Genomic DNA, 22,517 nt, shown 5'->3' on the forward strand with positions numbered 1-22,517 from the left:
CGGGGCGGTTTGTATGATCTGTGAACGAAGTGTGAGCCGGTCCATGGTCCGGACCACTTGCTGTGGACCCCGTCGGCGTCCGAAGATTTTCCTCCCCGTCCTTCCGCAACCGCGCGAAGGGCGGGGAGCGTCTTTGCGAACGCCCTTCAGGGGGCCGAACGTCCTTCAGGTGGCCGAGCGCCTCCGGGAGCCGGCGGGGACGCGGTACGAGGTGTGGGGACATCTCGATCATTCAGGACATAGGGGAAGAGCGGGTAGGCATGAGGGCGTTTGACGCACGGTCGGTTGTGCTGCCTGACGCGAGACGGCCGGTCACGGCACATGACGCGAAAGTGACGCCCGGCACGTACAACCCTGACGGGGGGAAGCGTGTCCAACTGACGTGGCCCAGGTTCTCGACTTCAGCGCTGCGACACGCAGCCGACCCCGCATGCCCGGCGCGCCCGGCGGCATGCCGGTGATCGCGCCCATGCCCGCAGCGCGGCCCACCCGCATACCCAGTCAGCGCGACGGCGTCGAGGACGCCGTGGCGGCCGGAACCACCGTCGACCACCTGACGGAGACCTATCGCGCGCACTACCGCTCGCTGCTGGGCCTCGCCGCGCTCCTGCTCGACGACACCGCTTCCTGCGAGGACGTCGTCCAGGAGGCCTTCATCCGCGTCCACTCCGCGCGCAAGCGCGTCCGCGACCCGGAGAAGACCCTCGCCTACCTGCGGCAGACGGTCGTCAACCTCTCCCGCTCGGCCCTGCGCCGCCGCATCCTCGGCCTCAAGCTGCTGTCCAAGCCGATGCCGGACATGGCGAGCGCGGAGGAGGGGGCGTACGACCAGCTCGAGCGCGACTCCCTCATCAAGGCGATGAAGGGGCTGCAGCGCCGCCAGCGCGAGGTCCTGGTGCTGCGCTACTTCGCGGACATGACCGAGGCGCAGGTCGCCGAGACGCTCGGCATATCGCTGGGCTCGGTGAAGGCGTACGGCTCCCGCGGCATCGCCGCCCTGCGCGTCGCGATGGAGGCACCGGCATGAACCGGGACGCCCAGGGACCCGACTCCCGAGACCGCCACGAGCCCTTCGCCTGGCACGAGCCGACGGCACCGCACGAGCAAGAGCACACGCAATCGCACGCTGGGAACGACACTGTGAACCACGGCCCCGACGACCAGAGCCCCGACGGGTTCGACTCGGACGAGCTGGCTCTGCGCAGGATGCTGCACCAGGCGGTGCAGACGGTCGAGCCGCGCGACGGCACACTGGAGCACCTGCGGCGGGCCGTGCCCGCCCGGCGCGCCCGCAAGCGGCAGGCGATGGTCGGCATGGCGGCCGCGGCACTCTTCCTCGGCACCGCCGTCCCGGCCCTCGTGCACGTCTCGAACTCCACCGGCTCGGACGTCAACCCGTCCGTCGCCGGGCAGGCCTCACAGGCCCAGGGCGGGGCGAACCAGGGAAAAACCGACGGCAGTGAGAGCACTGCCGGCGGCACCTCCGGCAAGTCCGGAAACCCCGGCAAGAACGGCACCAAGGGCGACGGCAAGGGCAAGAACTCCGGCGCCGGCACCGGCGGCACGGCCGGCACCGACCCCTCGGCGACCTCCGCGACGGCCCCGGTCTGCACGGCCGACCAGCTCGGCCAGGCCACCGGCAGCGCCGCCGCCCCGGACGCCGCGGGCACCGTCTACGGCACCTTCCGTGTCGTGAACACCTCCGCCACCGCCTGCACGGTCGACGGCCCCGGCTCGGTGGGCTTCCAGACGGCGGGTGCCGCGGACGCCACGAAGATCAGCACCATGCGGCACGTGTCCGGGGACGCGGCGGCCGGCCTGCCCGACCCGTCCACCGAGCTCGCCTCACTGATCCTGCAGCCCGGCGCCGCCTACGAGGTGAAGTTCGCCTGGGTGCCCTCCCAGAGCTGTCCCACCACCGGCGGCGACAGCAGCGGCACCACGGACGGCGGCCCGACCGCCGACCCGTCCCCCACGGGCGAGACCACCAGCAGCACCACCGGCAGCACGTCCTCGGGCACGGACAGCGGCGTGACCACCCAGATGCTCAGGACGGACGGCACGGCGGACGGCAGTGTCATCGTGGCGGACACGACGCAGGCGGGATCGCCGACGGCCACCGCCACGGTGCCGAACGCGTGCGCGGGGATCGTCTACTACACGGGGCTGCTCGCGGGGTCCTGAGCCTCGGCCTCGCTCACCAGGCCCATCGCCGCGTCGCGCGCGAACTCCACCTCGCGGCGCAGCAGCCTGAACCACATGAAGACCACGAACCCGGCGAAGACGAACCACTCGCCGGTGTAACCGAGGTTCTGGAAGGCCTTCAGGTCCAGCCCGGAGCCGGCCGGCGCCGTCGCCGGCACGGCCTTCATCCCGGAGTCCCCCTTGTTCAGGGTGACCCAGGCGTCGTACACGTCGTACGGCACCAGGTTGACCAGCGACGCCGCGCTGATCGCGGCGGTCTGCCCGGCCGGCAGGCCGCCCCGGGCGCTCACCCCGTTGTCCCCGGGCGTCTCGGACGCCTGCAGCGCGCCGGTGACGGTGACCTCACCGCTCGGCGCGGCGGGGGCGCGGGCCGCGTCGGCCGACCCCGGCAGCCAGCCCCGCACGACCGGCAGCGCCTTGCCGCCGTCGACGCGCAGCAGCGTCAGCACGTAGTACCCCTGCCTGCCGTCCAGGGTGCGGTCCGGCACCAGCAGCTGCTTGCCCCAGCGGCCGGTCGCGGTGGCCTGCCGGCCCGACGTGGCCTTGTCCACGGGCAGCAGTTCCCGCAGGGGGCGCGCGGCCTCCTGCTTGCTGTCGGCGGCCTGCGCGGTCGCCTCGCGGTGGTCCTGCACCCGGCCCTCGAAGCGGCTCAGCTGCCACGACCCCATGAAGATGCAGAAGGGGATGGCGAGCAGCACGAAGACGTTGATCCCCCACCACCGGGGCGTCAGCAGAAACCGGTACACGCCTTCCACGGTACGGGGCGGCCACGCCGCGCCCGGCCGCGGGGTTCGCTCCGGTGCGCCCACCGGCCGACCGTCTGGACCTGTGTTCGGTAAGGGCGCGGTAGAAGTTGTCCACAGCCTGCGGACCCTGGCGGCGAATTGTCCGTGCGAGCAGGCAGTATGGGGCCATGACTGAGAGCAACGGGTCCGCTGCCCCCAAGCGGAACGAGGACATGCCCGACTGGGAGAAGCGCTTCCGGGCGCCGCGGGTGTCGCTGCCCGACTGGGCCGAGGACGCCCCGGACCGCTCCCTGTTCGTGTCGAACGCCACGGGCACGTACGAGCTGTACGCCTGGGACCGGGCCACGGGCGCCCAGCGCCAGGTCACGGACCGGCCGAACGGCACGACGGACGGCGTGCTCTCCCCGGACGGCGCGTGGATCTGGTGGTTCGACGACAAGGACGGCGACGAGTTCGGCGTCTGGCGCAGACAGCCCTTCGACGGCGGCCCCGACGAACTCGCCGCCCCGGGCCTGGAGGCCTCCTACCCGGCGGGCCTGGCCCTGGGCCGCGACGGCGACACGGCGGTCGTCGGCCGCTCCACCGACGAGGAGGGCACGACGATCCACCTCGTGCGTGCCGGCTCGGCCCCCGTGGAGATCTACCGCCACCGGGAGTCGGCGGGCGTCGGCGACCTCTCCCGCGACGGCACCCTGATCGCGATCGAGCACACCGAGCACGGCGACGCCATGCACTCGGCGCTGCGCGTCCTGCGCCCCGACGGCACCCCCGTCGCCGAGCTCGACGACACCAAGGACGGCACCGAGGAACTGGGCCTGGAAGTGCTGGGTTTCGCCCCGGTCGAGGGCGACACCCGCCTGCTCATCGGCCACCAGCGCCGGGGCCGCTGGGAGCCGCTGGTGTGGGACGTGGCGACCGGCGAGGAGACGGACCTGGCCCTGGAGCTGCCCGGCGACGTGAGCGCCGAGTGGTACCCGGACGGCGCGGGCCTGCTCATCGTGCACAGCTTCGAGGCCCGCAGCGAACTCTTCCGGTACGACCTGGCCGGCCGCTCCCTGGAGCGGATCCCCACCCCGCCCGGCTCCGTCTCCGGCGCCTCGGCCCGCCCCGACGGCAGCGTGGAGTACCTGTGGTCCTCGGCCGCCGAGCCCTCGGCGGTGCGCTCCACGACCGGCGAGGTCGTCCTCGACCCGCCCGGCCTGAGGTCCCCGGGCTCGGTCCCGGTGGAGGACGTGTGGGTGGACGGCCCCGGCGGCCGCATCCACGCCCTGGTGCAGAAGCCGGCCGGTGCCACCGGCCCGCTGCCGACCGTGTTCGACATCCACGGCGGACCCACCTGGCACGACAGCGACGCCTTCGCGGCGGGCCCGGCGGCCTGGGTCGACCACGGCTACGCGGTGGTCCGCGTCAACTACCGCGGCTCCACGGGCTACGGCCGCGCCTGGACCGACGCCCTCAAGCACCGTGTCGGCCTGATCGAGCTGGAGGACGTCGCGGCGGTCCGCGACTGGGCGGTGGCCTCCGGCCTCGCCGATCCCGACCGGCTCGTCCTCACCGGCGGGTCCTGGGGCGGCTACCTCACCCTCCTCGGCCTCGGCACCCAGCCGGACGCCTGGACCCTGGGCATCGCCGCGGTCCCGGTCGCCGACTATGTCACGGCCTACCACGACGAGATGGAGGCCCTGAAGGCCATGGACCGCACCCTGCTGGGCGGCACCCCGGAGGAGGTCCCCGAGCGCTTCGAGGCGTCCTCGCCCCTGACCTACGTGGACAAGGTCACGGCCCCGGTCTACATCTCGGCCGGCGTCAACGACCCCCGCTGCCCGATCCGCCAGATCGAGAACTATGTCAAGCGGCTGGAGGCCAGGGGCGCGGTCCACGAGGTGTACCGCTACGACGCGGGCCACGGCTCCCTGGTGGTGGACGAACGCATCAAGCAGGTACGCCTGGAACTGGAGTTCGCGGAACGCCACCTGGCAGGCGCATAGCCGCGGCCAGTCGTGCCGCCCCAGCCGCGGGCAGCAGTGCCGCCCCAGCCGCGGGCAGTCGTGCCGCTGGGGCGGCACGGGTGGGCGCGGCGGCACCCCGCAAGCGCGGGCCAGCGAAACCCACCCCGGCCGACCACAACGCCGGGCGCCAGGCCAGACCCCGGCCACCCCGACGCCGCCCTCAGCACAAGCCGGCAGGTCAGGCCCCCGCCGGCTCCCACCGCCGCCGCCCGAGCAACACCGCCAGCCCCACCCGCGTCGCCGCCATCACCACCCGATCCGACTTCCGCAGCACATACGCCTCGTCCAGATCCCACACCAGCCCCGCCCCCGCGACGCCCCGACCACCATCCTCGTACGCCTCCTCCGCGGCCGGCTCCTGCCGACCGCCCGCCGACACCCCCCGCTCCAACGCCAGCACCCGCCACGACCCCGCCCGGAACGCCTGCGCGACCGTCTTCCCCTCCAGTTGCGGATGCCCGTCCACATCCACCGCGGCGAAGAGCAGCACCCGCCGCTCCACGGGGATCGCCCCCAGGATCTGCCGCCCCATCATCGCCCCGGCGAAAGCGGGAGCGGCCAGATGGGACACGCTCCGGCTCCGGGTGGACGCCCGCGGATGGGCGGCCCGCAGCGTCCGGTACACGGCGGTCGCGAAGTCGTCGTCGTACAGCCGCAGCACCACCCGTAGATCGGGCCGCACGGAGCGGGCGTACAGCGCGGCTTCCAGGTTGGTCGTGTCCGCGCTGGTCACCGCGAGCAGCGCCTCCGCCCGGTGGATCTTGGCGGCCTCCAGGACGCCCTCCTGGGTGACGTCGCCGAGGACGACGGGCACCCGCAGCCGCCGGGCCGTGGCCAGGCCCCGAGCGTCGGGGTCGGACTCGACGCACACCACCGGGATCTGCAGTTCCCGCAGCCGGGTCAGCACCCGTGTGCCGATCTTGCCCAGCCCGAGGAGGACGACATGCCCGCTCAGCCCGCGGGGCGGCTTGCGCAGCGCGGAGGCCGTGCGAAAGGTGCCCAGCGCCTCCAGGACCGCCGCCAGCAGCACCGGCAGCAGCAGCAACCCCACCAGTCCGGACAGGAGTTGGAGGATCTGGCGGCCGATGGGCTGTCCGATGGCGGGGTCGTCGATGGCGAAGAGGTCGAGCAGGGTCAGGTAGAAGGCCCGCAGCGGGTGCATCCGGGTCACCGCCGACAGGGCGATGGCGAGCGCGATCACGCACGCCGCCATGCCCGCCAGCGACCACCGCAGCCGCCGCGAGAACAGCGACGCGAACGGCACGGCACCGCGGGCCGGCGGCAGCGCGGGCCCGGAGTACGACACCTGCTCCAGCACCACCGTCCCGCGCCCGGTCGCACCCCGCACCGCCGCCGCGTCGGGCAGCAGCAGCGGCTCCTGGTCGGCGCCGAGTCCGACGCCGTCGCCCCCGGCCGGGTCGTTGCTGGAGAGCACCGCCAGCGTGGCCAGACCCGGCGCCGGGAGCTGACCGGGGCGCGGCGTGCGCTCCACCGCGCGCAGCAGCAGCCCGTCGGTCTGCACGACCTTGCTGGTGCCGGCGACGGCGGTGGCGGCCAGCGCCGGCGCGGCCGTGTCGGCGTCGGACAGCACGGTGGTGGAGACGTCGAAGCCGGTGGCGTCGGAGCCGCCCGCGGCCAACGCGGAGGCCTGGTCCAGGAGTTCCTCGATGTGCTGGCCGAGCCGCCGGTTGTACAGGCGCAGCACGAGCCGCAGCCGGGGGTTGAGGCGGCGGGCGGTGAGGGCGGCGCGGATGTTGGTCTCGTCGTCGTCGTACACGAGGGCGAGCGCGGCGGCCCGTTCCACGCCGGCGTCGGCGAGCACGGTCTCGGTGGCCTCGGTGGCCTCGAGGACCTGCTGGGCGCCGACGGGTTCGGCGATGCCCGCCCCGCCCGCCCGGCCGACGGCCGCGGTCACCCGGTCGAGCAGTGCCGTCGTCGTCGCGCGGGCCCGGCCCACCACCGGCAGCCGGACACCGCGCTCGGAGGGCGGGACGACGAGGGTGACCTGTTCGCCGTAGACACCGCGCAGTTCGGCGGCCAGCCGGTGGGCCAGTCCGTCGTCACCGCAGACCACCATGTGCGCGGACCCGCCACCGGCGGGCTGACCTTGATTCGGAACGCTCGCCACGAGGGGAAAGACTGCCCCACCGGGACGGGTGGTTCCAGCGAAGAACCCGTACGGTCACTGAACGTCCACGGCGCTCCCGCCGTACTGAGGGGGAGCAGGACCAGCGCACCGCCGCAGCGCAGCACCGGAGGTACCTCGCCCGTGGCCATCACCAGACCAGCCCCGACGGGCCCGGACACCCACGAGCCGACGCGCGCCGCCGCCCCCGAACCGCCTGTTGCACAGCGGCCGACGCCCAGGTCCGGGTCGGAGTCCAGGTCGCCGCTGGTGCTCACCATGCTCCTGCTGACGCTGGTGCTGCTGCAGGGCCCCATCCGCGGCGCCCTGAACGCACCCGTGATGCAGAGCTGGATGACGGTGTTCGTCGCCGTGCTCGTGCAGGCGCTGCCCTTCCTCGTGCTCGGCGTCCTGCTTTCGGCGGCCATCGCGGTGTTCGTGCCGCCGGCGTTCTTCGCGCGGGCGCTGCCCAGCCGGCCCGCCCTCGCGGTGCCGGTCGCCGGAATGGCGGGGGCGATGCTGCCGGGCTGCGAGTGCGCGTCCGTGCCGGTGGCCGGGGCGCTGGTGCGGCGCGGCGTGACCCCCGCCGCGGCGCTCGCCTTCCTGCTGTCCGCCCCGGCGATCAACCCGATCGTGCTGACGGCGACCGCGGTGGCCTTCCCCCGCGACCCCGAGATGGTCGTGGGCCGGCTCGTCGCCGGTCTGCTCGTGTCGTGCGTGATGGGCTGGCTGTGGCAGCGCCTCGGCCGCACGGACTGGCTGCGCACCCCGCAGCGCTCCCATTACGAGGGCCCGAGCAAGGGCGCCGCGTTCTGGAACTCGGTCCGGCACGACGTGATGCACGCGGGCGGCTTCCTGGTGGTGGGCGCGATGGCCGCCGCGACGCTCAAGGCGGTGGCCCCGGCGAGCTGGCTGCGCACGGCGGCTGAGAACCCGCTGGTGGCGATCCTCGCGCTCGCCGTCCTGGCGGTCCTGCTGTCGATCTGCTCGGAGGCGGACGCGTTCGTGGCCGCGTCGCTGACGCAGTTCTCGCTCACGGCCAAATTGGCGTTCCTGGTGGTGGGTCCGATGATCGACCTCAAGCTGTTCGCCATGCAGGCGGGCACCTTCGGCCGCGGCTTTGCCCTGCGCTTCGCGCCCGCCACCTTCGTCGTCGCGATCGCGGGCGCGGTGCTGACCGGGGCGGTGCTGCTGTGAACCGGCAGGCGCAGGCGGCGATCCTGTTCCTGACCGGCGTGGCCCTGCTGCACGCCGGCTTCACCAACCTCTACCTGCGCTATGTGAAGGCGGGACTGCAGCCGCTGCTGCTGGCCTCCGGCGCGGTGCTGGTCGTGGCGGCGCTGGCGACGGTCTGGTACGAGTGGCGGGGCCGCGGTAGCCATGCGGAGGACGCGCACGACGGCCACGGGCAGCACGCGGCTGTCGTCCACGACGACCAAGGGCGGCAGGCGGAGGACCTCCACGACGACCACGGGCACGCCCATCGCGAGCCCCGCATCTCCTGGCTGCTCGTCCTGCCCCTGCTCGCGCTCATCCTGGTCGCCCCGCCCGCCCTCGGCTCCTACAGCGCGATGCGCACCGGTACGGCCCTGCAGCAGCCGTACGGCTACGACAAGCTGCCCGCCACCGGCCCGCTCGACCTCAACGTCGTCGACTACGCCACCCGCGCCGTCTACGACCACGGCCGAAACCTCAAGGGCCGTGAGATCAAGGTCACCGGCTTCGTCGCCCTCGACCGCTCCGGCGCCCCCTACCTCGTCCGCATGGCCCTCAACTGCTGCGCCGCCGACGCCCAGCCGGTGAAGATCGCCCTCACCGGCAAGCTCCCTCCGGTGCTGCAACCCGACAAGTGGCTTGAGATCACGGGGAGTTACACCGCCCGGCAGACCAGGGACCCGGTGAACGAAGGCCCCGTCCCCTATCTGAAGGTCACCTCCGCCACCCCGGTGGCGACGCCGAAGGACCCGTACGACGAGAGCTGGAACAACTGACGCGGCTCGCCACCGAGTCGTCCGCACCGAGAAACAGCAGGTCACGGAATTCGGCCCTGTGACATCATGCGCCCCATGACGACCGGCCAGACCCCGCTGACGATGCAGGACGCCATCCTCACCCTCCAGAACTACTGGAGCGCCAACGGCTGCATGATCACGCAGCCGTTGAACACGGAGGTCGGCGCGGGTACGGCCAACCCGTCGACGGCGCTCCGGGTCATCGGCCCGGAGCCGTGGAGCGTCGCCTACGTCGAGCCCAGCGTGCGCCCGGACGACTCCCGCTACGGCGAGAACCCCAACCGTCTGCAGACGCACACCCAGTTCCAGGTGATCCTCAAGCCCGACCCGGGCAACCCGCAGGAGCTCTACCTCGGCAGCCTCGAAGCGCTCGGTGTCGACCTGACCGCGCACGACATCCGGTTCGTCGAGGACAACTGGGCCTCGCCCGCGCTCGGCGCCTGGGGGCTGGGCTGGGAGGTCTGGCTGGACGGCATGGAGATCACCCAGTTCACCTACTTCCAGCAGGTGGGCGGCGTCTCCCTCAACCCGGTGTCGGTGGAGATCACCTACGGCCTGGAACGCATCCTGATGAACCTCCAGGGCGTCTCCCACTTCAAGGACATCGCGTACGCGCCGGGCATCACCTACGGCGAGGTGTTCGGCCAGAACGAGTACGAGATGAGCCGCTACTACCTCGACGACGCCGACGTGGACACCAACCACCGGCTGTTCGAGGCGTACGCGGCCGAGGCCCGGCGCCTGCTCGACCTGGAACTGCCGGTCCCGGCGTACCTGTACGTCCTCAAGTGCAGCCACACCTTCAACGTCCTCGACGCGCGCGGCGCGATCAGCACCACCGAGCGCGCCAAGGCGTTCTCCCTGATGCGCGGCCTGACGCATGAGTCGGCCAAGCTGTGGGCCGCCCGCCGCACCGCCCTCGGCCACCCGCTCGGCATCACCCCCGAGCGCGCCCCGGCCGTGCGCGCCCCGCTGCCCACCGTGCCCGGCACCGAGACGCTGCTGTTCGAGATCGGCCTGGAGGAACTGCCGTACGCCGACGTCGTCGCCACCACCGACGCGGTGCGCGAGTCGGTCACCGCCAAGCTGGCCGCGACCCGCCTGAGGCACGGCCAGATCACCGTGATGGCCACCCCGCGCCGGGTCGTCGTCACCGTCGAGCGGGTGGAGCCGCGCGAGGCGGACACCGAGAAGACCGTGCGCGGGCCGAAGGCGGCGGCCGCCTACAAGGACGGCGCCCCGACGCAGGCCCTGCTGGGCTTCGCCCGCAGCCAGGGCGTCGCGCCCGACGCCGTCCGGACGGTCACCGTCAAGGGCACCGACTACGTCGCCGTCACCCGCGAGGAGCCCGGCCGCCCGGCCACCGAGGTGCTCAGCGACCTGCTCCGCGAGGTCGTCTCCGGGCTGCGCGCCTCCCGCAACATGCGCTGGAACGATCCCGCGCTCTCCTTCTCCCGCCCGGTCCGCTGGCTGCTGGCCCTGCTCGGCCGCACCCCGCTGCCCGTGACGGTCTCCGCGCTGGCCTCCGGCACCACCACCCGCGTCCACCGCACCGCTGCCGACCCGGTCGTCCAGGTGACGACCGCCGAGGGCTACTCGCACTTTTTGAAGATGCACGGCATCGTCCTGGAGCGCGAGGTCCGCTACGACGCCGTCGTGCGCGGCGCCGAGCGGCTGGCGGCCGAGGTCGGCGGCCGGATCGACGCCGCGGGGCAGGCCGGGCTGATCGACGAGATCACCGACATCCTGGAGTTCCCGCACCCGGTGCGCGGTTCCTTCGAGGAGCGCTACCTCGACCTTCCGGCGAGCGTGCTGACCACCGTGATGCGCAAGCACCAGCGCTATCTGCCGGTGCTGGACGGCGACCGCCTGATGCCGTACTTCGTCACCTTCGCCAACGGCGCCTGCGACGACGACGTGGTGCGGGCGGGCAACGAGGCCGTGCTGCGCGCCCGTTACGAGGACGCGGCGTTCTTCTGGCGGGCCGACCTGAAGGTGGCGCCCGCCGATTTCCGTGCCCGCCTGGACCAGCTGACCTTCGAGGACCGCCTCGGCACGGTCGCCGACCGCGCCACCCGTATCGCCGCCCTCGCCCTCGAACTCGCGGGCCGCGCAGGGCTTCCCGAGGACACCACGGCGATCGTCCGGCGCGCCGGTGAGCTGGCCAAGTTCGACCTCGCCTCGCAGATGGTCGTGGAGTTCTCCGGGCTGGCCGGGGTGATGGCGGAGGAGTACGCCCGCCGTGCCGGCGAGCCGGAGGAGGTCGCGCGGGCGCTGGCCGAGATGGAGCTGCCGCGCTCGGCCGGCGGCGCCCTGCCCGCCTCCGACGCGGGCGCCGTGCTCTCCCTCGCCGACCGCTTCGACCTGGTGACCGGCATGTTCGTGATCGGCGCGGTGCCGACGGGCAGCTCCGACCCGTACGGCGTGCGCCGGGCCGCCATCGGCCTGGTCAACGTCCTGCGCGCGGTGCCGGCGACGGCCGCGGTCGGTGTGAGCGACGGCCTGCGCGCGGCGGCCGCCCGCTACACCGCCCAGGGCATCGAGGTTCCCGCCGACCGCCTCACCGAGGCGGCCGAGTTGATCGCCCGCCGCTACGAGCAGCAGCTCACCGACGCGGGCCACGAACACCGTCTGCTGCAGGCGGTACTGGTCTGGGCGGACCGCCCGGCCACCGGGGACCGCGTACTGGCGGCACTGGAACAACACGTCGAGAGCGCCGAGTTCGGGGCGTTGGTGGCGGCGCTGCAGCGGGTGGTGCGCATCCTGCCCGCCGACGAACTCAAGGACGCCGACCGCTCGTTGCTCACGGCACCGGCCGAACTGCGCCTGGCCGAGGCGACGGAGGCGGTCCGCGGTGTCCTTCAGGGCCGGGAGGACGATCTCACCGCGCTGGTGGGCGCGTCCGCGCCGCTGGTCGAGGCGATCGACGCCTTCTTCAACGAGGTGCTGGTCATGGACCTCGACCTGGGCATCCGCACGGCGCGACTGTCCCTGCTGTCGGACGTGGCCCGGCTGACGAGCCGGACGCTGGACTGGAGCGCCCTGTAGTCAGAGCGCCTTCGCCGGCCAGTCCAGCAGCCGCGCCCCGATGACGGCCGTCTGCAGCGTGTACCGGTGGCCGGGATCGCACGGATCGGCCCCGGTCAGCTGGTGGATCCGCGCCAGCCGGTACGTCAGCGCCCGCACGCTCAACGCCAGCCGCCGCGCGGCCTCCGCGGCGATGCACCCGCACTCGAAGTACACGCTCAGCGTCTCCAGCAGCGGCTCCGCACCGCCGCGCGCCGCGGTCAGCGGACCCAGCGCGTCCCGCACCAGGTCGGCCATGGCCTGCCGGTCCCGGGTGAGGACGGGATACACCAGCAGGTCGGCGGCGCGCAGTACGGGCCCCTCCAGCCCGAGCCGCTCGGCCAGTTCGAGGGTGTTGACGGCCTCCTCGTAGGACTGGACGACCCCGCCGGGACCCTGCTGCGGCCGGCCGATGGCGACGCGGCAGCCGTCCGTGGCGGCGTACGCGTGCTTGGCGAAGTGGGCGAGCACCTCGTCCTGGTCACCGGGCGCGACGCACAGCAGCCGCCCGTCCTTGGTGGTGAGCAGGATGTTGCGCTCGCCGAAGCGGGCGATGAGGGCGTGCTCCACCCGGCGGGGGACCGGCGCGCCCTCGTCGTAGGCCGTCGGGCCCTGCGCGACCGCGACGGCGTGGGCGTGCGAGAGGCGCAGGCCGAAGCGTTCGGCGCGTTCGGCGAGGCGCCCGAGGTCGCTGCGGCCGTAGAGGAGGTCGTCGATGAACTCCCGGCGCGCGGCCTCCTCCCGGCGCACGGCGACCAGTTGGGCGTGCTCGTAGCCCTCGGCGAAGGCGTCGACGACCTGCGTCATGGCGGCGAGCGTGCTGTCGGCGGAGCCGGGCGTGGCCGGCCAGGCGGCCCGGGTGGCGGTGAGGTGGGCCACGATCAGGGCGCGCAGCCCGTGACCGGCCTCCGCGGCCTGCTCGCCCAGCGCGCGCCGGGCCGCTATCTCGTCGCGGGTCAGCCGCCGGCCGGTCGCCGACACGTCCGCCAGCAGTTGGGCATACCCGTCCAGATACTGGCCGGGCGTCTCACGCTCCGCCACCCCGTCCCCCGTTTCCTGACGCGCCGGTGACGGTTCCTTGACGCGGCTCCGGCATCGAAACCCTAGTGAACACTGCCGGAAACCGGCAATGCGCGGGCGTGCGCAGGGCGCGCACCATGGGCCGCGGGGAGCACCACGGTCGGTCCCGATGCCGGTTTCCGGCATCGGGACCCAGGGAGACGAGGAAACGGGGGTCGGGGACCATGGGGGCGTTTCTCGCGGCCGCCGCGGGGTTTCCCACCATCCTGTTCAGCTCGGCTCTCGTCGTGGTCGTCGTCTTCTGGCTGCTGACCGCCGTCGGCGCGGCCGACCACCACGGCTTCCACGGGCACCAGCACTTCGAGGCGTGGGGGATGGGCGGGGTGCCGGTGACGGTCGCGTTCTCCCTGCTCACCGCGGTCGCCTGGTTCGTCAGCCTCAGTACGACGGTGTTGCTGGACCCGTTGATGCCGTTCGGGCTCGCCCGGGCCGCGTTCCGGGTCGCGGTCCTGGCGGTCGCGCTGCTGGTCGCCTGGCGGACGACCCGGCTGCTCGTGCGTCCCCTGCGTCACCTCCTCCCGGACGCCCCCGGCCCCTCCCGGTACGACTTCGTCGGTCTGACCTGCACCATCCGCACCGGCCGGGTGGACGGCGGCTTCGGACAGGCCGAGGTCAGGCCGGCCGACGGCTCCAGCGCGCTGGTCCAGGTGCGCCAGTCGGGCGACGACGCCCTGCGCAGCGGCAGCACCGGACTTCTGTACGCGTACGACGAGACCGGCGAGTTCTTCTGGGTCGCGCCCTACGACAGCGCGCTCGACCCCCGGCGTCACCCTTCCGTCTGACTTCGGCTCACCCACCCACTTCATCCTTCGAGGACTCATGTCATGAACGCCATCACCGTGGGCGTCGGCGTGCTCGTCGCCGTCGTGCTGCTCATCGCGCTCACCCTGCTGCTGGTGGTCGGCCGGCTGTTCCGCAAGGTGGAGCAGGGCCGGGCGCTGATCATCTCCAAGACGAAGAAGGTCGACGTCACCTTCACCGGGGCCGTCGTCCTGCCGGTGCTGCACAAGGCCGAGTACATGGACATCTCGGTGAAGACCATCGAGATCCGCCGTACCGGCCGCGAGGGGCTGATCTGCCGGGACAACATCCGCGCCGACATTCACATCAGCTTCTTCGTACGGGTCAACAAGACCGTCGAGGACGTCATCAAGGTCGCCCAGGCCATCGGCACGCACACCGCCAGCGACCCGGCGGCGATCCAGGACTTCTTCGCCGCGAAGTTCTCCGAGGCCCTCAAGACCGTCGGCAAGCAGCTGGACTTCGTCGACCTCTACACCAAGCGCGAGGAGTTCCGGGACCGGATCATCCAGGTCATCGGCACCGACCTCAACGGCTACCACCTCGACGACGCGGCCATCGACTTCCTCGAGCAGACCCCGATGACCCAGCTGGACGCGGCGAACATCCTCGACGCCCAGGGCATCCGGAAGATCACCGAGCTGACCACCGTCGAGCACGTGCGCACGAACGAGTACGAGCGCACCGAGCAGAAGGAGATCACCCGGCAGAACGTCGAGGCCCGGGAGACCATCCTGGAGCTCGAGCGCCGCCAGGCCGAGGCGGAGATCAGGCAGCGGCGCGAGGTGGAGACCCTGCGCGCCAAGGAGGAGGCCGTCACCGCGAAGGTGCAGGAGGAGGAACGGCTCGGCGCCCAGACCGCCTTCCTGCGCACCGAGGAACAGCTCGGCGTCCAGCGCGAGAACCAGGCCCGCGAGATCGCGGTGGCGCAGAAGAACCGCGAGCGGGTCATCGCCGTGGAGAACGAGCGCATCGAGAAGGACCGCCTGCTGGAGGTCATCGCACGGGAACGGGAGACCGCCCTGTCGGGGATCGCCAAGGACAAGGAGGTCGAGGCCGAGCGCCGGACGGTCGCGGACGTGATCCGGGAGCGGATCGCCGTCGACCGCACGGTCGCCGAGCAGGAGGAGGCCATCAAGAAGCTGCGCGTCGTCGAGGAGGCCGAGCGCGAACGCCAGTCGGTGATCATCGCCGCGGAGGCCGAAGCGCAGGAGAAGCTGGTCAAGGACATCAAGGCCGCCGAGGCGGCCGAGTCCGCGGCCAGGCACCGGGCGGCCGAACAGCTCACCCTCGCCGAGGCGCGGCTGAAGTCCGCCGACCTCGACGCGCGGGCCAAGCTGCGGCTCGCGGAAGGCGTGCAGGCGGAGGAGGCGGCCGCGGGACTGGCCGCCGTGCAGGTCCGCGACAAGGAGGCCGAGGTCACCGAGAAGGCCGGCCGCGCGGAGGCCGTGGCCACGGAGGCCCGGCTGCGGGCGGAGGCGGAGGGCACGCGGGCGAGGACGCTCGCGGAGGCCGAGGGCGCCGAGGCGCGGCTGCGGGCCGAGGCCGAGGGCACGCGGGCCAAGGCGCTCGCGGAGGCCACCGGCATCGGCGAGAAGCTCAAGGCCGAGGCCGAGGGCCTGAGCCAGAAGGCGGTCGCGATGGCCGCCCTGGACGACGCCTCCCGCGGGCACGAGGAGTACCGGCTGCGGCTGGCCGCGGAGAAGGAGATCCGCCTGGCCGGCCTCGACATGCAGCGGCAGGTCGCCGAGGCGCAGGCAACGGTCCTGGCGACCGGCCTGGAGAACGCCGACATCGACATCGTCGGCGGCGAGTCCGTCTTCTTCGACCGGCTGATGTCGGCGATCTCGCTGGGCAAGGGCGTCGACGGCTTCGTCCAGAACTCGGACACCGCGCAGGCGCTGGCGAAGCCCTGGCTCGACGGCACGGCGAGCTTCACCGAGGACGTGAGCCGCGTGCTGGGCTCGGTCTCCACCGCCGACGTACAGAACCTCACCGTCTCGGCGCTGCTGCTGAAGCTGATGAACACGGGCGGCGCGGATTCGGTCGCGCTGCGCCAACTCCTCGACAGGGCGGGCGAACTGGGCGTCGCGGACACGCCCTTGGCGTCCGTGAACGGCACCGCCCCCAAGGGGCGCGGGGAACTGCGCGACTAGCCACGACGGCGCCGCAGACGACCCACCGCGCCACCCCCTGAACCGTTCCGGAGCCGCCGCACGAGGGGACGGCGGCTCCGGAACAGTGATGCACCGATCTGTTGAGCATGTGGAGAGGCAACCATGACCACCGGCCCGGACACCCCGCGTGAGGGCTCGTACGAGGCCCACGGCGACGGCGCCTACGAGGTGCTGCGCGACCGCCTCACCGCCCAGGCCGCCGAACTCGCCCGCCGCGCCGAACTCCTCAACGCCCGACGCGTCGAGGAGTTCGGCTCCACCGGGCTGGAGCTCACCGGCAGCGGAAGCCTGCGCACCCCACACAACCGCGTCCCCCGCGACCTGGTCGCCGTCGGCGACGCGCTGCTCCTCGGCAGCACCGCGGCACCGGTCCCGGGACGCCCGCCCACAGGCAGCACCGCAGCACCGGTCCCGGGACGCCCGCCCACAGGCAGCACCGCGCCCTCCGACCCGGGACGCCCGCCCACGGTCGCCGACGTCCTCACCCTCCACGACCGCGACCTGAACCCCCTGCCCGAGGACGCGGTCCCCGGTCTCCTCGACGATCCTGCCTTCGTCCGCGAGTTCGCCGAACTCCACCGCTACTTCCGCGACGCCCGCCTCCTCCAACTCCGCCGCCTGGACGACAGGTTGCTGGCCGTCTTCCAGACGGGCGAGCTGACCGACGACATCCGTGTGCTGCGCTGGAGCGTGGCGACCGACGGACGGATCTCCTTCCTCGACGCGCGCGGCGAACGCGACCACGTCTTCCCGCCGGCCCACGACTTCACCTGGACCCGGACCACCCGCGACGACCACGTCCTCGGCCGCCACCCCCATGTCTGCGTCGACGGCGAGGTGTTCGTCACCACGGTCGGCGGCGCCCTCACCGTCAGGACCGACGACGACACCGAGACCGCCGACGGCATCCACAGCGAACCGGTCGCCGAACCGCTGCAGTCCCTCGCCGACGCGGAGATCGCGTACGCGCGCGTGGGCCCGCTGATCCTCCTGGACGTCCTGCCCTACAAGGAGGAGACCCACCGCCACCTGGTCTTCAACACCCTCACCAGGACCGTCGTCCGCCTCGACGGCATCGGCCGGTCCTGCCGCCGCCTCCCCGAGGACCAGGGCATCGTCTTCCCCGGCGGGTACTGCCTGGCCACGGGGGCGTACAAGACCTTCGACGGCGTCGACACCGACGGCCTAGAACTCGAGCGGACGGTGCGCTCACCGAACGGTGAGGACGTCCTGTTCGCCTACCACGCGCGCGCCACCGGCCGCAGCCTCCTGCTGTCGTACAACCTGGTCCGCAAGCAGGTCGCCACCCCGCTGACCTGCGACGGCTGGGCCCTGTTCGAGGACGGCGCGCTGACCGTGCTGCGCCCGCACACCGGCGAGCCCGCCCGCGTCCACCCCGTGCAGCGGTGGACCTCGCCCTACGTCTGCGACACCCACGCGGCCACCCGCCCCGCCGGCACCGGCCCGCTCGCCCGCGTCGGCAACGCCGACCTCGTCCGGGGCATCTCCGACTGCCTCTCCGTCACCGCGACCGCGGCCGGCACGACGCCGACGACCGAGGTGTACGAGGCCCTGGCCGCCGCCTGTGTCCGGGTCACGGACACCCACCACTGGCTCGGCGACCCCGAACTGGGCGACCTGCGCACCCCGTTGGACGCCCTCCACGCCACCGCCGAGCAGGTGCTGACCGAGTTCGAGACGGTCCGAACCCTCACCCGCCAGGCGTCCGACGCCATCGAGCAGGCGTCCGAGGACACCACCGCTCTCGTACGGCGCCTGCGCGGCGAGCCACCGCGCGACGCCGCCTCCTGGATCGACGGCCTCACCGAACTGCGCCGCGCCCAGGGCCGGTTGCTGACGCTGAAGGACCTCCGGTACGCGGACACCGCCCGCGTCGACGCCCTCGCGGCGGAGGCCGAGACGGACCTGGCGTCGTTCGGCCAGCGGGCGGTGGCGGCGCTGGCCCGCGAGGACGCCTTCGCCGGCCACCACCGGGACATCGCGGCCCTGGTGGCCGAGGCCGGCGCGCTCGCCACGGCCGCCGAGGCGGCACCGCTGACCGCCCGGCTGGACGAACTGGCCGAGCGGCTGCGGACGGTCACCGAGGTGGTGGCCGGCCTCGACATCGCCGACGCCACGGTCCGTACGTCCGTCCTGGAGCGGGTGGCCGAGGTGCTGGGCGGGACCAACCGGGCCCGAGCCGTCCTGGAGGCCCGCCGCCGCGCACTGCGGGACCGGGAGGGCCGCGCCCAGTTCGCCGCCGAACTGGCCCTGCTCGCCCAGTCGATCACCGGTGCCCTGGCCGCCGCAACCGACCCGCAGGCCTGCGACACCCAACTGTCACTGCTGCTGGTCCGGTTGGAGAACCTGGAGGCCCGCTTCACCGACCACGACGACTTCCTCACCGAACTCGCGGACAAACGCACCGAGATCCACGAGACCTTCGCCGCCCGCAAACAGACCCTCGCCGACGACCGCGCCCGCCGCGCCGAACAGCTCACCGCCTCCGCCGAACGCCTCCTGGAGACGGTGAACCGCCGGGCGACCGCCCTCCCCGACGCCGAGGCCATCGGGGCGTACTTCGCCTCCGACCCGATGGTCGCCAAGGTCCGCCGCACCGCCGACGACCTGCGCGCCCTCGGCGACCGGGCGCGCGCGGACGAACTGGCGGGCCGCCTCACCGCCGCCCACCAGGAGGCCGGCCGCGCCCTGCGCGACCGCGCCGACCTGTACGCCGACGACGGCCGCACTCTGCGCCTGGGCCGCCACCGGTTCGCCGTCAACACCGAACCCCTCGACCTCGCGCTGGTCCCGCACGGCCCCGACGGCCTGGCCTTCGCCCTCACCGGCACGGACTACCGCTCCCCGGTGACCGACCCCGGCTTCGCCGCCACCCGCCCCTACTGGAACCGCCCCCTGCCCTCGGAGTCCCCCGAGGTCTACCGCGCCGAGCACCTCGCCGCCCGCCTGCTCGCCGAACACGGCCCGACCGCCCTCGCCGGGACCGACCTGGCCGCCCTTGTCCGCCGCACGGCACAGGAGTCGTACGACGAAGGCCACGAACGCGGCATACACGACCACGACGCGACGGCGATCCTCACCTCGCTCCTCCAACTGCACACGGAGGCGGGCCTGTTGCGCCACCTGCCCACCGCCCGGGCGGCAGCCCACCTGTTCTGGACGCACGACACCACCCCCGAGGCCCGTGACACGTGGACGAGACGCGCACGCTCACTCGCCCGCGCGAGGGAGACGTTCGGACCGGCCCCGGCGATCGCGGACTTCTGCTCGGAGCTGGGTGCGGCGGTGGGTGACGCGGAGGCGGCGGCGTACCTCTTCGAAGAACTCACCACAGGCCCCGACGGGTTCGTGATGAGCGCCGGCGCCCGCGAGTTCCTCGACAAGTTCCGCCGCACGGTCGGCACTTCGGCCTACGACGAGGACCTGACCGCCCTCGACGACCTGCCCGCCCGCCGCCAGCTGGTCGAGGCCTGGCTGTCGGCGTACGCCAGGACGAGCGGGTACGCCGACCTGCCCTCCGCCGACCTGGCCGAGGCGATCGCGGCGGAACTCTGCCCCGCCCTGCCGCGCTACGAGTCGGACGCCCCGCTGACGGCGACCGTGGACGGCCTGCTGGGCACCCACCCCCGCATCACCGCGACCGGCACCCTGACCCTCCGTATCGACGAATTCATGTCCCGCACAACGAAGTTCAGGACGACGGAGGTCCCGGCCCACCGCGACTACCTGCGCCGGCGGACCGCCCTGCTGACCGCGGAACGCACCCGCATCCGCGTCGACGACCACCGCCCGCGCGTGATGACGACCTTCGTCCGCAACCGCCTGATCGACGAGGTCTACCTCCCCCTCCTGGGCGACAGCCTGGCCAAACAGCTGGGCACGACGGCCGGCCCCGGCACGGGCGGCCTCCTGCTACTGGTCTCCCCGCCCGGGTACGGCAAGACGACGCTCATGGAGTACGTGGCGGAGCGCCTCGGCCTGGTCCTGGTGAAGGTGAACGGTCCGGCACTCGGCCATCGCGTCACCTCCCTCGACCCGGCCGAGGCGCCGAACGCCACGGCCCGCCAGGAGGTCGAGAAGATCAACTTCGCCCTCGCGGCCGGCAACAACACCCTGCTCCACGTGGACGACATCCAGCACACGTCCCCCGAACTCCTCCAGAAGTTCGTGCCGTTGTGCGACAGCACGCGCCGCGTCGAGGGAGTGTGGGACGGCGAGCCGCGCACCTACGACCTGCGCGGCAAACGCTTCGCCGTCTGCCTGGCCGGCAACCCCTACACCGAGTCCGGCACCCGCTTCCACGTCCCCGACATGCTGGCCAACCGCGCCGACGTGTGGAACCTCGGAGACGTGGTGACCGGCAAGGAAGCGGTCTTCGAGCTGAGCTTCATAGAAAACGCCCTGACGTCGAACCCGACCCTCACCGCCCTGGCGGGTCGCCCCCGAACCGACCTGGACCTCCTCCTCCGCCTGGCGTCACAGGACCCGACGGCCCACCCGTCCCACCTCACCCACCCCTGCGCCCCGGCCGAACTGGACCAGATCCTGACGGTCCTCCGCCACCTCCTCACGGCCCGCGAGACGGTCCTGGCCGTCAACCGCGCCTACATGGCCTCGGCGGCCCAGTCACCCGCAACCCGCACCGAGCCCCCCTTCCAACTCCAGGGCTCCTACCGCAACCTGAACAAGATCGCCCAACGCGTCCACCCGACGATGAACACCGCTGAACTGACCGCGGTGATAACCGACCACTACCGCACCGAGGCCCAAACCCTCCCGACAGCCACAGAGGCCAACCTCCTGAAACTCGCGGAACTCCAGGGCGCACAGACCCCGCAGCAGTCGTCCAGGTGGACGGCCTTGAAACAGCAACACACACGCGCCACCCAGGTCTCCCCGCGACCCTCTCCGACATCCTCCGCCTAGAGACGAACCCTTGGCGTCTCTCACTCCTTTCCTGACCAGGAATCAGACATTCCGGGATCGGGAATGCGCTTCACGGGAACGTGCCGTTCGAATCGGCCCTCCTGATCGACAGGCTGACCCGACCAGTCGGCCGTGATCAAGGGGGATTCATGCGCGTCGCGCAGCACAGACGGGTCCTCGCCGCAGCCGTGACCACGGCCGCGGCGATACTCGCGCTCGTCGACGTACCCGCGAGCGCCCAGCCCGCCGACCTGGCCGCTCCGACGGCGGCGAACGCCGACACCACGGCACTCGCTCAGCTCGCCGAGGGCTATCTGCAGCAGCGCGCCGACATGCTGACGACGTCCCGTCCGCCGGTGAGGGCCGCCGTCGTCCACGTAAAGGCCACGCGCGCCATGGCCGCTCGCACACAGGACGATCTCGCCGCCCTCGCGGAGAAGGGCAAGAGGTACAGGGAAGTCGACGGCGGCTACACAAAGGCGCGGGTCGACGTGAACGTCACCGACACCACCGTCTCCGGTCGGACAGCGACACTGCAACTCACCGAGCACACACGCCTCTACCCGCCGTTCACGGCCCAGGAGGTCGAGAAGGGAGCGCCGGAGTACGAGGAACTGTCGCTGCCCCACACGGTGCAGTACGCCCAGGGAACCGACGGCACGTGGCTGCTGTCGTCCGACAAAGCCGATACGGAGGGTGGCCCGACGCCGACGACACAGGTCTCGGACGTGGACGCCGGCGCCGGCGCGGACGACGGGGGCGGTAAGGCGGACGAGGACGAGGGAGGCAAGGACGCCCCCTCCGACACGACCCCGCTGCCCGACGCCACGGTCGACGACCTCGTCAAGCCGTCGGTTGCCGCCGGCTACAGCTACAACAAGATGGTGGCTTACGCCGACAAGTACTGGGACCACCACAACGGCGCCTTCCGCACGTACGGCAACGACTGCACCAACTTCATCTCGCAGGCGATGCTGGAGGGCGGATGGGGTCCCAAGGGCGGCGCCATCATCCAGCGGACCAGCAACAAGTACTGGTTCTACGGACCGACGAAGTTCACCACCAGCTACACCTGGGCCGGCGCCGAGAACTGGTACTGGTTCGCGAAGAAGCACTCGAAGCGAACCAAGATCCTGGACAACGTGTGGAAGCTGGCCAAGTCGGATGTGCTGCAAGCCGACTGGGACCGCAACGACAACATCGACCACACGATGATCGTCACGAAGAAATACCAGGGCACGCCGTACCTGACGTACCACACCGGCGACACCCACAACAAAAGCCTGAACAAGCTGCTCTCCGACCATCCGCGCACCTGGTGGTACGCACACCGCACCTGACAGGCTGCC

13 protein-coding genes are annotated in these 22,517 nt (G+C 72.4%); 10 read left to right on the forward strand and 3 right to left on the reverse strand.

All coding sequences use genetic code 11. The annotated features are described in order from the left end of the window. Positions 1-430: 430 nt before the first annotated feature. On the forward strand, positions 431-1,027 hold the full coding sequence (locus tag FBY22_RS42210) for a SigE family RNA polymerase sigma factor (protein WP_399212886.1): 597 nt from the start codon (positions 431-433) through the stop codon (positions 1,025-1,027). Then, positions 1,024-2,184 carry a hypothetical protein gene (locus FBY22_RS42215; RefSeq protein WP_142154023.1) on the forward strand — a complete coding sequence of 387 codons (1,161 nt, stop codon included), beginning with the start codon at positions 1,024-1,026 and terminating at the stop codon, positions 2,182-2,184. The genes FBY22_RS42210 and FBY22_RS42215 overlap by 4 nt, the downstream gene beginning before the upstream one ends. On the opposite strand, the gene FBY22_RS42220 is transcribed toward FBY22_RS42215, so the two are convergent. Continuing rightward, entirely contained in the window at positions 2,157-2,951 is a 795-nt protein-coding gene (locus FBY22_RS42220) for an SURF1 family protein (protein ID WP_174267431.1), read from the reverse strand. The two genes, FBY22_RS42215 and FBY22_RS42220, sit on opposite strands and share 28 nt — an antisense overlap. A 167-nt stretch (positions 2,952-3,118) precedes the next feature. Between FBY22_RS42220 and FBY22_RS42225 the strand changes: the two genes are divergently transcribed. Then, positions 3,119-4,939: a prolyl oligopeptidase family serine peptidase gene (locus tag FBY22_RS42225; RefSeq protein WP_142154026.1), complete on the forward strand. Its 1,821-nt coding sequence runs from the start codon at positions 3,119-3,121 to the stop codon at positions 4,937-4,939. Positions 4,940-5,138: 199 nt separating this feature from the next. Here the strand turns inward: FBY22_RS42225 and FBY22_RS42235 are convergent, their stop codons facing one another. Further along, positions 5,139-7,037 (reverse strand): NAD-binding protein, encoded by a 1,899-nt coding sequence (locus tag FBY22_RS42235; RefSeq protein ID WP_142154030.1) that lies wholly within the window; start codon positions 7,035-7,037, stop codon positions 5,139-5,141. Between the two features lie 192 nt (positions 7,038-7,229). On the opposite strand from FBY22_RS42235, the gene FBY22_RS42240 reads away from it, so the two are divergent. From FBY22_RS42240 to FBY22_RS42250, 3 genes are all read left to right on the forward strand, one after another. Then, entirely contained in the window at positions 7,230-8,282 is a 1,053-nt protein-coding gene (locus tag FBY22_RS42240) for a permease (protein WP_260845391.1), read from the forward strand. After that, the gene (locus FBY22_RS42245) at positions 8,279-9,076 is read left to right on the forward strand and encodes a TIGR03943 family putative permease subunit (RefSeq protein WP_142154032.1); all 798 of its coding nucleotides are present in this window, start codon (positions 8,279-8,281) and stop codon (positions 9,074-9,076) included. The genes FBY22_RS42240 and FBY22_RS42245 overlap by 4 nt, the downstream gene beginning before the upstream one ends. Positions 9,077-9,151: 75 nt before the next feature. Then, a complete protein-coding gene (locus FBY22_RS42250) occupies positions 9,152-12,145 on the forward strand; it encodes a glycine--tRNA ligase (protein WP_142154034.1) in 2,994 nt (997 codons plus the stop codon). On the opposite strand, the gene FBY22_RS42255 is transcribed toward FBY22_RS42250, so the two are convergent. Continuing rightward, on the reverse strand, positions 12,146-13,204 hold the full coding sequence (locus FBY22_RS42255; protein WP_142154036.1) for a CdaR family transcriptional regulator: 1,059 nt from the start codon (positions 13,202-13,204) through the stop codon (positions 12,146-12,148). 203 nt (positions 13,205-13,407) lie between these two features. Between FBY22_RS42255 and FBY22_RS42260 the strand changes: the two genes are divergently transcribed. The 4 genes from FBY22_RS42260 to FBY22_RS42275 all read left to right on the forward strand — a co-directional run bounded on the left by FBY22_RS42260 (position 13,408) and on the right by FBY22_RS42275 (position 22,508). Beyond that, positions 13,408-14,025: a hypothetical protein gene (locus FBY22_RS42260; RefSeq protein WP_142154038.1), complete on the forward strand. Its 618-nt coding sequence runs from the start codon at positions 13,408-13,410 to the stop codon at positions 14,023-14,025. A 42-nt stretch (positions 14,026-14,067) separates the two neighbouring features. After that, positions 14,068-16,200 (forward strand): flotillin family protein, encoded by a 2,133-nt coding sequence (locus tag FBY22_RS42265; RefSeq protein ID WP_142154040.1) that lies wholly within the window; start codon positions 14,068-14,070, stop codon positions 16,198-16,200. 123 nt (positions 16,201-16,323) lie between these two features. Further along, the gene (locus FBY22_RS42270) at positions 16,324-21,168 is read left to right on the forward strand and encodes a DNA repair ATPase (protein WP_142154042.1); all 4,845 of its coding nucleotides are present in this window, start codon (positions 16,324-16,326) and stop codon (positions 21,166-21,168) included. Positions 21,169-21,317: 149 nt separating this feature from the next. After that, the gene (locus tag FBY22_RS42275) at positions 21,318-22,508 is read left to right on the forward strand and encodes an amidase domain-containing protein (protein ID WP_142154044.1); all 1,191 of its coding nucleotides are present in this window, start codon (positions 21,318-21,320) and stop codon (positions 22,506-22,508) included. Positions 22,509-22,517: the final 9 nt, after the last annotated feature.

The sequence above is a fragment of the Streptomyces sp. SLBN-31 genome (assembly GCF_006715395.1).
Classification (GTDB): domain Bacteria; phylum Actinomycetota; class Actinomycetes; order Streptomycetales; family Streptomycetaceae; genus Streptomyces.

Excerpts from the sequence above, each read along its gene's own strand:
- FBY22_RS42210 (WP_399212886.1), top strand. The coding sequence starts at position 431 with ATGCCCGGCGCGCCCGGCGGCATGCCGGTGATCGCGCCCATGCCCGCA.
- FBY22_RS42215 (WP_142154023.1), top strand. The coding sequence starts at position 1,024 with ATGAACCGGGACGCCCAGGGACCCGACTCCCGAGACCGCCACGAGCCC.
- FBY22_RS42225 (WP_142154026.1), top strand. The coding sequence starts at position 3,119 with ATGACTGAGAGCAACGGGTCCGCTGCCCCCAAGCGGAACGAGGACATG.
- FBY22_RS42235 (WP_142154030.1), bottom strand. The coding sequence starts at position 7,037 with ATGGTGGTCTGCGGTGACGACGGACTGGCCCACCGGCTGGCCGCCGAA.
- FBY22_RS42250 (WP_142154034.1), top strand. The coding sequence starts at position 9,152 with ATGACGACCGGCCAGACCCCGCTGACGATGCAGGACGCCATCCTCACC.
- FBY22_RS42260 (WP_142154038.1), top strand. The coding sequence starts at position 13,408 with ATGGGGGCGTTTCTCGCGGCCGCCGCGGGGTTTCCCACCATCCTGTTC.
- FBY22_RS42265 (WP_142154040.1), top strand. The coding sequence starts at position 14,068 with ATGAACGCCATCACCGTGGGCGTCGGCGTGCTCGTCGCCGTCGTGCTG.
- FBY22_RS42270 (WP_142154042.1), top strand. The coding sequence starts at position 16,324 with ATGACCACCGGCCCGGACACCCCGCGTGAGGGCTCGTACGAGGCCCAC.
- FBY22_RS42275 (WP_142154044.1), top strand. The coding sequence starts at position 21,318 with ATGCGCGTCGCGCAGCACAGACGGGTCCTCGCCGCAGCCGTGACCACG.